General features: G+C 47.9%; 12 protein-coding genes. 3 read left to right on the forward strand and 9 right to left on the reverse strand.

Annotated elements, in window-relative coordinates; translation table 11 throughout:
- The first annotated feature begins 30 nt into the window (after positions 1-30).
- Both ruvC and ICL55_RS08320 read left to right on the forward strand, forming a co-directional pair.
- Positions 31-591 carry a crossover junction endodeoxyribonuclease RuvC gene (ruvC, locus tag ICL55_RS08315; protein ID WP_188095968.1) on the forward strand — a complete coding sequence of 187 codons (561 nt, stop codon included), beginning with the start codon at positions 31-33 and terminating at the stop codon, positions 589-591.
- A 176-nt stretch (positions 592-767) separates the two neighbouring features.
- Positions 768-1,466, forward strand: a complete 699-nt coding sequence (locus ICL55_RS08320) for a response regulator transcription factor (protein ID WP_078670371.1) — start codon at positions 768-770, stop codon at positions 1,464-1,466.
- 3 nt (positions 1,467-1,469) lie between these two features.
- Here ICL55_RS08320 and ICL55_RS08325 read toward each other — a convergent pair whose 3' ends face one another.
- The 4 genes from ICL55_RS08325 to rsmA all read right to left on the reverse strand — a co-directional run bounded on the left by ICL55_RS08325 (position 1,470) and on the right by rsmA (position 4,415).
- Entirely contained in the window at positions 1,470-1,859 is a 390-nt protein-coding gene (locus ICL55_RS08325) for an HIT family protein (protein WP_168871323.1), read from the reverse strand.
- Positions 1,860-2,080: 221 nt separating this feature from the next.
- Complete coding sequence (gene greA / locus ICL55_RS08330; protein ID WP_246496200.1) at positions 2,081-2,602, reverse strand: transcription elongation factor GreA; 522 nt, start codon at positions 2,600-2,602, stop codon at positions 2,081-2,083.
- Between the two features lie 134 nt (positions 2,603-2,736).
- On the reverse strand, positions 2,737-3,666 hold the full coding sequence (locus tag ICL55_RS08335; RefSeq protein ID WP_188095970.1) for an NAD(P)-dependent oxidoreductase: 930 nt from the start codon (positions 3,664-3,666) through the stop codon (positions 2,737-2,739).
- Positions 3,663-4,415, reverse strand: coding sequence for a 16S rRNA (adenine(1518)-N(6)/adenine(1519)-N(6))-dimethyltransferase RsmA (rsmA, locus tag ICL55_RS08340; protein ID WP_188095972.1), 753 nt, complete (start codon positions 4,413-4,415; stop codon positions 3,663-3,665). Before rsmA ends, ICL55_RS08335 begins: the two co-directional genes overlap by 4 nt.
- Positions 4,416-4,641: 226 nt before the next feature.
- On the opposite strand from rsmA, the gene pdxA reads away from it, so the two are divergent.
- The gene (gene pdxA / locus ICL55_RS08345; protein WP_246496201.1) at positions 4,642-5,727 is read left to right on the forward strand and encodes a 4-hydroxythreonine-4-phosphate dehydrogenase PdxA; all 1,086 of its coding nucleotides are present in this window, start codon (positions 4,642-4,644) and stop codon (positions 5,725-5,727) included.
- An 8-nt stretch (positions 5,728-5,735) separates the two neighbouring features.
- Here the strand turns inward: pdxA and ICL55_RS08350 are convergent, their stop codons facing one another.
- From ICL55_RS08350 to ICL55_RS08370, 5 genes are all read right to left on the reverse strand, one after another.
- Complete coding sequence (locus ICL55_RS08350; protein WP_188095974.1) at positions 5,736-6,035, reverse strand: winged helix-turn-helix domain-containing protein; 300 nt, start codon at positions 6,033-6,035, stop codon at positions 5,736-5,738.
- Positions 6,036-6,220: 185 nt separating this feature from the next.
- The gene (locus ICL55_RS08355; RefSeq protein ID WP_188095979.1) at positions 6,221-6,868 is read right to left on the reverse strand and encodes a hypothetical protein; all 648 of its coding nucleotides are present in this window, start codon (positions 6,866-6,868) and stop codon (positions 6,221-6,223) included.
- Between the two features lie 11 nt (positions 6,869-6,879).
- Positions 6,880-9,036 carry a TonB-dependent receptor gene (locus ICL55_RS08360; RefSeq protein WP_188095981.1) on the reverse strand — a complete coding sequence of 719 codons (2,157 nt, stop codon included), beginning with the start codon at positions 9,034-9,036 and terminating at the stop codon, positions 6,880-6,882.
- Positions 9,037-9,262: 226 nt separating this feature from the next.
- A complete protein-coding gene (locus ICL55_RS08365; RefSeq protein WP_188095983.1) occupies positions 9,263-10,936 on the reverse strand; it encodes a tetratricopeptide repeat protein in 1,674 nt (557 codons plus the stop codon).
- A gap of 12 nt (positions 10,937-10,948) precedes the next feature.
- Positions 10,949-11,950, reverse strand: coding sequence for a PorP/SprF family type IX secretion system membrane protein (locus tag ICL55_RS08370; RefSeq protein ID WP_188095985.1), 1,002 nt, complete (start codon positions 11,948-11,950; stop codon positions 10,949-10,951).

Raw genomic sequence — 11,950 nt, forward strand, 5'->3', positions numbered from 1 at the left:
TATCAAGATTTTTGCAAAAATATACTGTGGTTGGCAAACAAGGCAAAAATAATTCTCGGCATTGACCCCGGCACCCTGGTTATGGGGTATGGACTGATCCACGTGGAAGGCAAAAAAGCCAGTCTGATACAAATGGATGTCCTGAAATTATCCCGGACGAAGGACCATTACGAACGCTTACAACTGATTCACGCCCGCGTAAATGAATTAATCCAGGAGTTCAAACCAACCAGCTTCGCCATTGAAGCCCCCTTCTTTGGGAAGAACGTACAAAGTATGCTAAAGCTTGGAAGAGCACAGGGCGTGGCCATTGCCACCGCTATGCATGCCGGTTTACCGGTGACAGAGTATTCGCCTAAGAAAGTAAAACAGTCGGTTACCGGTAATGGTAATGCTGATAAAGAGCAGGTGTGGCTGATGCTGCAACGTATCCTCAGTATCGGTGAACGGCCTGATTACTTCGATGCAACCGATGCCCTGGCCGTGGCAGTATGCCACTTCTATCAGGAAAGCAGCCCGCTCGCCGCTGTAAGCAAGGCTAAAGGATGGGAACAGTTTTTGCAAAAACACCCTGAAAGGATTTCGAGATAGCGGAAAAGGTTATTTCATAAATTCGTAAAATGTAGTTACTTTGTTTGAAATTGTTCATCCTGAATAAACGGCTAACCCGGCAAAGACCGGAAAATTAGCATCACTATGAAAAATGACCATCATTTGTTAAGCATGAATTGCGCAACAAGCTTTTTATTAATCAGCATCAGGCAAATATGAAAGCAAGAATCCTATTGGTGGAAGATGATGAATATATTGGTGCAGTTACAAAGAAGCGGTTGGAAGAAGCGGGCTACGATGTTGTGCACAGTATAGACGGCCAGGCCGCGTGGGAACAGTTCCAGTTACGCACTTTCGATATTTGTTTGCTCGACGTGGTAATGCCCAAAAAAGACGGCCTCACGCTGGCGCAACAGATCCGCACAGTCAATGACCACATTCCTATTCTCTTCCTGACTTCCAAAAACGAAAAAGAAGATCGTATCGCCGGCCTCCGGACCGGAGCTGATGACTATATCAGCAAACCATTCAGCATGCAGGAACTTATCCTGCGCATCGAAGTGTTCCTGAAAAGGACCAGAAGCCAGATCGCCAAAAGAAGCACCACCTTTGCGATCGGTAAACTGATGTTTGACTACGAAGACCTCCGCCTGTACAACGAAACCGGAGAGATCTCCATTTCCCTTACCCAGAAAGAAGCCGAACTGCTCAGATATCTGTGCGAAAACCCCAATAAAACACTGAAAAGGGAAGATATCCTTTCGCATGTATGGGGTAAAGACGACTACTTCCTGGGCCGGAGTATGGATGTTTTTGTGACCAAACTAAGAAAACATTTCAAGTCAGATCCACATGTGAAACTGGAAACACTACACGGTGTCGGATTCCGGTTCAATATCCCTGTGAAGTCATAAATACTACAGCTGCGCTACTATCTGTTCCTGGATCGCCTTAAACTCCTCCTCTGACAGTTTCAGCTTGCCGCGCGAAAAATTCATGTCTTGTACAGAATTAATCGGAATCAGGTGCATGTGCGCATGAGGCACTTCCAGTCCCACCACACTCACACCAACCCGGTTACAAGGCACCACCCGCTCAATAGCCTGCGCGATAGGCTTGGCAAATACCAGCCACTCCCTCAATAAATCATCCGATACGTCGAAAAACTTGTCCGTTTCTACTTTAGGAATCACCAACGTATGCCCCTTCATTAGCGGGAAAATGTCCAGAAAAGCGTAAAAATGCTCATTTTCCGCAATTTTGTAGCTAGGTATCTCTCCTTTGATAATTTTAGTGAAGATTGTCATATTTAATTATTTATGTATTTTATTATTTAATAATTTGATTTTGGGATGCTGGGTTTCCTGACGTTGGGATATCGGGTTTCATCCTCCAAAATAACAAAATACCGAAATCAAAAATTCACCCATCAAATAATCGGATAATTAAATAATCAAATAGCCTGCATGAAAAAGGGGCTGCATCGCTGCAACCCCTTCCATATGTTGATTCAGCCTGATGCAAATGATCACACTGAAATGCTGTCAATCTTGAATTTAATTACACCATTAGGCGCCTGTACTTCCGCAACATCACCTACCTGCTTGCCCAGCAGGCCTTTCCCGATTGGGGAAGTAACAGAAATCTTGCCCGCCTTAAGGTCTGCCTCCGTCTCGGAAACGAGTTGATAGGTAACAGTCTTCTTATTGGCCGTGTTGGTAATAGTAACCTTACATAAAATAGATACTTTGGATGTATCGATAGCGTCTGCACTTACAATGCGGGAAGTGGCAATCGCCGATTCCAGCGTCGCAATTTTAGCCTCGTGTATACCCTGCGCTTCTTTGGCGGCATCATATTCGGCATTTTCCTTCAAGTCCCCTTTTTCACGTGCCTCAGAAATAGCACGGGCAATCTCTGCACGGCCCTTCGTTTTAAGAATGGTGAGCTCGTTCATCATTTGATCCAGGGTCTCTTTCGTAACGTAGTTTATGCCAGACATAACCTGCTTGTTTTTATGGTTATAAGAAAAAAAAATCAACGCCTCCATTTGCACAGAAGCGTTGTTTACGGGTGTTATTGCAAATATAATAAATTCCGGATAAAGAAAAAAAAGCGCCCTCCCGAACTAAATTGACTGAAAATCAACAATTTAATTCAGGTACAAGATCCGACGGGCGGGATCTACAGGATATTTAGCTTCTCCAGCACGATGCGCGCCATCTTAATGCTCGCCTCGTGGGAATAACCAGCTATATGTGGTGTCACCACTACATTCCGGGCCTGCAGCAGCCAGTTGAGCTGCTCCTTTTCTTCCGGTGTATAGGTGCTCAGTTTTTCATTTTCCAGTACGTCAAGGCAGGCACCTCCAATAATGCCCTGCTGCAGCGCAGCGATCAGATCGGTATTGTTCACCAGCTTGCCTCTGGCCGTATTCATAAACCATACTGGTTTGTTGAACGACTGAAAGAAGGCCATATTGGCGATATGCAGCGTCTCTTCGGTCAACGGCAGATGCAGGCTTACCACATCGGCATTGGTGAAGATATCGGTGAGACTGGCTTCTTTTACATCGGCCGTCCCGAAACCTTTCTTGTATTTATCATAGGCCAGGATGTTTACATCAAAGCCTTTGAGTTTGCGCGCAAAGCTGCTGCCGGTATGGCCATAACCGATAATGCCCACGGTCCTGCCATTCAGCTCATACCCCCGGTTACCGTCCCGCTCCCAGATTCCCTGCTGCAATTCCAGGTTGCTGCGCAGGATATTGTTGACCAGACAAAGCAACATCCCCACAGCCTGTTCCCCCACAGCGTCCATGTTACCTTCCGGGCTGCTCACGCAATGAATGCCTTTGCTTTCGGCATAGGGCACGTCTATCAGTTCCATTCCGGAACCCAGCCGGCCTATCCATTGCAGCTGCCGGGCGTGGTCAATGATATGCTTATCTACCCGGATACGGGTGGTCACGATCAACCCTACACAATCCTGGATGGCATTATATACGCCATCATAAGAAATAGAAGGCTCATAAACAACTTCAAAGCCCTTGTTCTGCAACTGGTCCGTTAAATATGGATGTACTTTGGCGGTAATTAATACTTTTCTGCTCATATCATCTTATGGGATAATGCTGCAAATTCAGCAACAGTCAATTCTTCTGCCCTTTTGGTAAAAATCGGGTCCTGCAAAGTTTCCTTGTCAAACAAGGGTTTCAGCGGATTACGAAGCTGCTTGCGCCGCTGATTGAAAGCTGTTTTTACCAGCACGGTAAACTTCCGCTCGGAAGCAATATCTGCCGGTTGTTCCAGCCGCGTAAGCCGGATAACGGCCGACTTCACCTTGGGCGGCGGATTAAAACAGTTCTCATGCACCTCAAACAGATACTCCACTTTATAGAAAGCCTGCAACAGCACACTCAGGATACCATACTCCTTGCTCTTATGAGCAGAAGCGATACGAACGGCCACTTCCTTCTGGAACATCCCTACCGCCACATCTACATGCGACCGCCATTCCAGCAGCCGGAACATGATCTGTGTGGAAATATTGTACGGGAAATTACCGATGAGCCGGAACTGGCCTTCAAAAGGCAGGGCGGTGTCGAGAATACTTTCATTTATCAGCTTGCCCTGTATGGCAGGATAGGTCTTCTCCAGATATTGCACCTTCTCCCTGTCCAGCTCCACAGCCTTAAAATGAATGCCTGGCAACTGCAACAGGTATTTGGTGATGGCCCCGCCACCAGGACCCACTTCCAGCACTTGCTGGCCTTCGATTACAGGTAAGGACTCCACAATCTTCCTGCACATGTTCTCATCTGTGAGGAAATGCTGTCCCAGCGATTTTTTTAATGTATACATGCGTGGTGGCAAAGATACGCCCCTTCCCGCAAAGCAGCAAAGTTCACGCAAAGGTGCCAAGTTCACGCAAAGACGCAAAGTGAGCAAAGGAGCAAAGATTTTTTTGATTAAATAAGAAAGCGACGGAGCGGAGAGCAAATTTGCTCTCCGCTCCGTCGCTGGCCCGCTTATATGATCTTTGCGCTCTTAGCTCACTTTTCACCTTTGCGTGCAAAAAGAGCTATATTTGCCTTTCATTGGAGGCAATATCAGTATGAGTACACAGACCAACAAACCGGTTATCGGCATCACCATTGGTGATATCAACAGCATTGGCGCAGAAATCATCATCAAAACCTTTCTCGATGCAAGGATGATGGAGTTCTGCACGCCGGTGATCTTCGCATCTAATAAAACCATCAACTTCTACCGGAAGCTGATGAACGAAAACAACTTCAATTACCAGTCTATAAAGGATTTCACCCGTTTGAACCACAAACAGGTCAACGTTTACAACTGTTGGGAAGAAGAGGTGCAGATCACACCGGGCGTACTCAATGAAGCCGGTGGCAAATACGCTGCCCGCGCCCTCGAAGTAGCCATCCAATGCCTGAAAGACGGTTATGTACAGGGTCTGGTCACTGCCCCCATCCATAAAAACAATATACAAAGCCAGCAATTCAACTATACCGGTCATACACCTTACCTGAAAGCAGCCTTCAATGCAAAAGACGTACTGATGTTTATGACCGCCGACAATATGCGCGTTGGCCTCCTCACCGAGCACGTGCCCATTGCGGAAGTCCCCAAATATGTGACCAAGGAAAATATCCTGGCCAAGCTGCAACTGATGAAAGAAAGCCTGATAAAGGATTTTGGTATTGACAAACCCCGTATTGCGGTGCTGGGGCTCAATCCTCATGCGGGTGACGAAGGACTGATCGGAAGAGAAGAAATTGATCAGATCATCCCGGCTATCCGGCACGCCAAAGGCAATGGTCTCCTTTGCTTCGGCCCTTACAGCGCAGATGCGTTCTTCGCCCGGGAAATGTTTCAGCAATTTGATGGTGTACTGGCCATGTACCACGATCAGGGCCTGATACCCTTCAAATCCCTCGCCAGCGGCGAAGGTATTAACTATACAGCCGGCCTCAATATTGTCCGCACTTCACCGGACCATGGCACCGCCTTCGATATTGCCGGTAAAAACCTGGCGGATCCCAACTCCTTCAGACAAGCCATCTTCACTTGCCTCGATATCATTGAGCAACGGGAACGTTACGCGGAAAACACCCGCAACCCGCTGAAGAAAACAGAACTGGCATCTGAATAACACACCAGCTACTTCGATTTGCCCACTTTCAGGTAAGCCTGAATGGCATGCACATAATTTTCAAATGCTTTCCTGCCCGCAGGCGTGATCTTACATAACGTCTGCGGATAGTTGTCCTTAAACTGCTTGATCACTTCTATATAAGAAGCATCCCTCAATTTATTAATCTGCACACTCAGATTACCGGCAGTCGCATTCGTCTTCTCCTTCAACAGCGTAAACTCCGCTTCCTTTTCACTCAACAGCACATTCATGATCGCCAGCCGCAATTGTGAATGCAGCACCGGGTCCAGGTCCTTAAAGTCCATAGTATTTAGACATTTTAAAATTTAATCATTTAGTTATTGGATTTACGGATTTTGGAATTTTGTGATCTATGGATTTGCATTCGGAGATCATGTGATGTTGGTCATCTCCGCCAAATTCGAAAATCATAAAATTCCAAAATCCGTAAATCCAACAACTAAATTTTTAAATGTACAAATTTCAAAATTTACTGGGCTTTGGAGAGCAGTTCTTTTGCATAAGGCTCGCCCCAGTGAGGCGCAATAGCGCTTTCTGGTTTAAAGGCAGCATATTTCTGCAGCGCTGTTTCCAGCATTACTTTAGCTTTCGATTTGCTACCCCCAAACTGTTCTGGTGTAAACAACAGCGACTGCCCTAACAGCAGGTATACGCGTGGGTTTTCGGCGTTGTATGTTTTAGCCAGTTCAATCTGCTGACCCGCTTCCATGCCGTATTTCATGCCTCTGCTGGCCGGGTCCACCATCAGTCGCGCGGAAGCCACCAGTGAACGGATGCAGGCCACTTCAGAGCTCTTCGGATTTAATGTTTCGGCTTTGTCCAGATTGGCGGCGGCTTTGTCTGCCAGTTCATCAATCTTGCTTTTATCCTGTCCCACAAAGCAAGACATCACCTGACAGTAAGCAGCATAATAGTAGGGCAACCATTGTGTTTTTTCTGCTTCGGCGATGCGTTCAAAAGTATTGATTTTAGCTACAAGCGCATCAGGCTCAAAGCTGCGGCTGCTGTCCAGGTCAGCAACCTGTTTGGACATAGCATCCTGGTATTGCGCAGATTGCGCTACTGCGGCTGTTGCCAGCCCGCCAATCATAAAAAGGGAAAGGAGTAAACGTTTCATATGTGTGTGAATTATAAGTTATTAATAACGTCCTGTCTTCTGTCTATGCCGAAGTTCATAAACATACCCAGGAAAATAAACCGTGGTACACTGGGGGTAATCTCCCCACGGCGTAGCCCATCACTGGAATAACGATACCCGAATACCTGTTTATTGCCCGGGGCATTGCTCACGCTCAACACAAAAATGGTAAAGGCCTTGCGGATAGTCGTCAGGTAACTGGCGCTCACGCCCAGCGCATGATAGTCGATGGTCCTGTCCGACATAAACTGATCTGCCGGCAGATTCGGATTGTAGTAAGGTCGGCCGGTAGCGAAGGTATAGGTAAGCCCGAGATTAGTGCTCAGTTTCGGAAAAAAATGTTTGTACACCAGACTGGCGGTATGCGTAGCGGCAAAGTCAGGCTGCACTTCTTTCGGATAATTCAGGAAATCCCTTTTGGTGTCGAGGTAGGAATAGGAAATCCAGTAGTCCACATTCTTGATGCTCTTCCTGTCACGCCAGAATACTTCGATGCCTTTCGCATATCCTTTCCCGTTATTGTTATAGTCCGGTACTGTTTTTACCAGATCAGCATACTGCTTGTAAAAGAGCTCTGTCCGGAAAGTATAGTCAGATGCCACCCGCTGATAGCTGACAATGTAGTGGGTAGCTTTCATATAGCCGAGACCGTGGTCAAAGCGGATATATTGCGGCTCCGGCTTCTGGTAGTAGTCGCCGTAAGCTACGGAGAACTGGCTGTAATTATCCATTTTGTAGGCCAGCGACACGCGGGGGGCGACATTCATTTTTGCCAGTACGGACGTGTATTCTGCCCGGCCTCCTACTCTGCCGACGAAGCTGGGTGTGAAATAGATATCCCCTTCCGCAAAGGCTGCCGTATAGTTGTCGGCATAGTTGAAAGGTCGCTGGTTAAAGGAAAACTGCTCTGTGGCGTATTGATACTCGCCGCCAAAGCGGATAGCGGAGAACTGGCCGATGTTGCGGGTCAGCATTACGCGCGACTGGCTAAGCGACGAACGTACCCGGATATCCGCCGGCGTCTGGGCTTTACCCAGCGTGTCTGTTGTAATGTTATCGCGGTTATTGCTGAAAGAAGCACCGATATATATCCGCCAGTCTTTCCCGAGACTCTCGCGATAGGTCATGTTCGTATAGATGTTACCGTTGCGAACCTGATAGGACTCCCTGTCTCCCGGATATTCAATGCTGGGTGAACTAAAGCCCATTTTGCTCCAGTTGCCGTAACCGTAGAATTTCAGGAGTCCGGTAGATGACGTTTTCCTTCGGAAATTCAGGGAGGTACCGATGATCTCCGGCCCGAGATTAGGTGTTTGTTTGGGCTTCACCACCTGAAAATAAGGCGCCAGGTTGGTATAATCGCCTTCCACGCCCCAGGAAGATTTTTTATCCCTGGAAAGATTCTCTACGCCTGCGCTGGCACCGATCACCGACAGGCCCACGCTGGAAGAAGAGCGCTGGGGCAGGTCTGTGGACTCCAGCACCAATGCCGAAGAAAGCGCCTGACCATATTGCGCGGAATAACCACCGCTGCTGAAAGTAGTGCCTTTGAAGAGAAACGGCGAAAAGCGGCCCCGTCCCGGCACATCCGGCAGACTGGAAGAAAATGGATTACGTACCAGCATGCCGTCTATCAGGGTTTGTGTTTCATACCCTGTACCGCCGCGTACAAACAACCCTTCCCGGTCGTTGGTCTGTTGCGCTCCCGGCAGTGTTTTGATGGCATTAACGATGTCAGCGCCTGCGCCCGCCGTAGTCACAATGTCCAGCGGTTTGAGCACGGTGCCTTTTTTGTCATCGCTGGCTTCAAAACTGCCGGCGGAGATGGTAACCACCCGCAGCGCATTGGCAGCGTTCTTCAGGATAATAGACAGTTGCTCTCCATTCTCTGTATTGATTTTTATTTCCAGTGGCTGATATCCACTTAAGGTAGCGGCCAGTATGCGTTCTCCTGCTTCTGTTGTGGTAAAGGTAAAACTGCCGTCGGCTTTACTGGTAGCGCCATCGTAAGAGCCTTTGATATACACGTTCACACCCGGTAACGGATGTTTTTTGTTGTCTGTCACCTTCCCGCTGATCTTATGCTGTGCAAACAATATCGCAGGGGAAAAAAGTAAAAAAGATAGATAGAGGTTGATCCTGAACATATTTTTGGAGTTAGGAGAACCGAAGATAAACTAGTTTATCATGTAAACAAAATCATTTTAAAACAATTTTATAACTAACTGGCTAATAATCAATTGTCCACTAATCTTTTCAATAAAAAAACCTGCATAAAACCACACCAGGTAGTATTTATGCAGGCAAATGTGGACAATATATTGGGGTCTTTTGCATTCACATCACCGGAAGGTACGCGGTGGTCTGCCATCGCTACTTCTTCCTTTTCTTTTTAGGTGGATGACCATGTCCTTTTTTTTGCTTAACAGGACGATTCGGTGGTGTCTCTTTAACAACCGGTGTGGGGCAAATAGACTTGGTGATGGGCGTTGTTTCATTCATGTTTTTGGTATCAAACTCCACACTTTCCACATGGTCGGGGTAATGTACCCGGATAACATACTCCGCATCCGGCTCCAATTTAGCCGCTATCTGTCCGGACGGAGGCATCAACATGTAACACCAGCCCATGTCTCTTGTTTTGTTATACAAATAAACACAGGTAGCAGTACGTACGCAGATATCAACGGTGAAGGGTATACGTAACAGCGGTACCGGCAGCGGCTTCAGTTCAGGCAACGCCGGCGGCACGTTGAAACTGTAAATATCATCACCGCCTTTACCACCGGTCCTGTTGGACGAAATAAAGCCATCACGGCTGGTTTGCGGCACATAGTAAAAATCATCTGCACTGGAATTGAAAGGGGGCAGCAGGTTCACCGGTGTGGTCCACGTTGTTTTATTGCCGCTGGCAGCAAATACATCATAACCACCCAAACCGGCTTTGCCTTTACTGGCGTAATACAGCCTGTTGTCGGCACCCGTTACCGGAAAAGCATCATCATCGGCGGTATTGAGCTGTGCCCCGCAGTTTTGTGGTTTTCCCCAGGTATTATCGCTTTGTTTTTCACAGTACCAGATATCGGTGCCACCGCTACCACCGGGCATATCAGAGGCCACATACAGAATATTGCCGGCCTCATTGAGCGCGGCATGTCCTATCGAGTAGTCGTTGCTGTTATAGGGAAAGGCGACCGGTGGTTGCCATCTGTCCTGCTGTCGTACAAACACCAGCAACTTCAGTTGTCGGGTGCCATATACCGGTCTTTCTTTTTTATCGTAGGGCACACGGCGCGCCGGATCGGTTACGGTAACATAGGCCGTATCACCACCCGGCGTAAAACACACAGGCCCCACATGATAGGGGTAGTTATTGATAAAGGAAGAGAAATCTTTTACATAGCCGATACCAGCCTGTCCGTCCTCCGCTTCATACAACTTACCGTACCCGGCATTATTACGGCCGTAGCGACGACGCGTACCTTTGATATACCATACGTCTCTACGCACGCTGTCTGACACAAAAACCACGTGATTGCCATGCCAGGTGGTGCCCCAGTCGTTCTTGCCGGTGTTGACTCCTGTTTCATTTTTCAGATGCACCGCCGCTGGTATTCCCATCCACTTAGCTGCAGAATCACAACCGGCAATACGTGTTGCTACCCTTTGCTGATCAGGAAACTGGCTGTATTGTTGTCTGGCCTCTTCGTAGCGGCCCAGGCTTTTGAGCATGTCTGCATAATGCAGGCGGTCTTCCGGTGTGGCCGTATTATCCTGTATCAGCTGGGCATACCAGTAAGCCGCTTTTTCATATTGGTTATACAGCCGGTACGAAGTGGCCAGTCTCTCTTTTATCTCAGCTGCATGTTTACGCCCCTCCCGGGTACGCAGCAACCGTTCATATAATCCGGCTGCCTGGGCATATTCTTCTCTGCGGAAACGGATATCTGCTGTTTTACTGATAGATGGCTGCTCCTGCGCAACGGCCTGCAGGGTGCTACAAATCAGTACGCCTGTGGTAAAATAATTAATCAGTGTTTTTCTCATGCCTGCGTTATTTTAAAAGTACCTCGGGCTGCGGGTACGGGATTCGTATTTTTTGCTGTTGAAAAGGAAGCCTACGGAGATTTCATGTGATCCCTGCTGATAGCTGGCCATTTTGCTGACGGTAATATCGTAGGCATAACCAATTCGTAATTGAGGGGTGGCATAAAATTCTACCAAGATGCTGGCGGCGTCCAGCTGCTCCAGGTCTTTGGACAGCGCCGGTTTGCTCCACAGTTTTACGCCGGTGCGATAGGAACCTCCCACCCATAAGCGGTCTGCAATCAACAGGAAAGCATTGAGGTCCACATTGGTAGGTCCTTTAAAATCCTCCTTCACCATCAGCGATGGTTTTAGTTTCAGGTTCTCTGAGAGATTGAGCAGATAACCGGCGGTGAGGTACAGATGTTGTGTTTTCTTCAACGTGTTATAATTGTACCCGCCCCAGTAGTAGTTGATATTCGCGGAATAGAGGGAGAACAGGTCCATCACGGAAGCACCGATGTAGAATTTCGGTGTATAATAATACACGCCGAAACGCGCATCGGGTACTATTTTGGAGGTTTTCCCCAATGGTATCGCCTGGTCCAGGTCGTCCACATATTTTAACGCTGTACCATCTACGCTGTATTGGGTAATTCCTCCACCGATGCCGATACACAGGCGGCGGGTGTCTTCCGGGTCCAGCGGAATACGGTAAGAATAGAACCCATAAGCCGACAGGTTTTCCTGTGGCCCCAACTTGTCCAGCATCACCTGTGCGCCTACTCCCACCCTTTCATCTTTGGCGTTGGTCAAACCATCTATGGAGATGCCTGCCGTGGTGGGTGCTCCGGGGAAATCCACCCACTGGTGGCGGTAAATCGCATTCAGATACCAATCCTGCTTGTACCCTGCATAGGCAGGATTTACACTCAGGCCATTGAACACATACTGGCTGAACTGTACGTTTTGCTGTGCAGTGGCTGTCAGTAGCCCGATGCAGCCGCATACGAGTAATAATAATCTCTTTGTCAT

This window comes from Chitinophaga varians (assembly GCF_014529945.1).
In the GTDB taxonomy this organism is placed as follows: domain Bacteria; phylum Bacteroidota; class Bacteroidia; order Chitinophagales; family Chitinophagaceae; genus Chitinophaga; species Chitinophaga varians.

What these genes read in the sequence shown, in the direction of transcription:
- ICL55_RS08320 (WP_078670371.1), top strand. Translation starts at nt 768, where the DNA reads ATGAAAGCAAGAATCCTATTGGTGGAAGATGATGAATATATTGGTGCA.
- ICL55_RS08325 (WP_168871323.1), bottom strand. Translation starts at nt 1,859, where the DNA reads ATGACAATCTTCACTAAAATTATCAAAGGAGAGATACCTAGCTACAAA.
- greA (WP_246496200.1), bottom strand. Translation starts at nt 2,602, where the DNA reads ATGGAGGCGTTGATTTTTTTTTCTTATAACCATAAAAACAAGCAGGTT.
- ICL55_RS08335 (WP_188095970.1), bottom strand. Translation starts at nt 3,666, where the DNA reads ATGAGCAGAAAAGTATTAATTACCGCCAAAGTACATCCATATTTAACG.
- rsmA (WP_188095972.1), bottom strand. Translation starts at nt 4,415, where the DNA reads ATGTATACATTAAAAAAATCGCTGGGACAGCATTTCCTCACAGATGAG.
- ICL55_RS08350 (WP_188095974.1), bottom strand. Translation starts at nt 6,035, where the DNA reads ATGGACTTTAAGGACCTGGACCCGGTGCTGCATTCACAATTGCGGCTG.
- ICL55_RS08355 (WP_188095979.1), bottom strand. Translation starts at nt 6,868, where the DNA reads ATGAAACGTTTACTCCTTTCCCTTTTTATGATTGGCGGGCTGGCAACA.
- ICL55_RS08360 (WP_188095981.1), bottom strand. Translation starts at nt 9,036, where the DNA reads ATGTTCAGGATCAACCTCTATCTATCTTTTTTACTTTTTTCCCCTGCG.
- ICL55_RS08365 (WP_188095983.1), bottom strand. Translation starts at nt 10,936, where the DNA reads ATGAGAAAAACACTGATTAATTATTTTACCACAGGCGTACTGATTTGT.
- ICL55_RS08370 (WP_188095985.1), bottom strand. Translation starts at nt 11,950, where the DNA reads ATGACAAAGAGATTATTATTACTCGTATGCGGCTGCATCGGGCTACTG.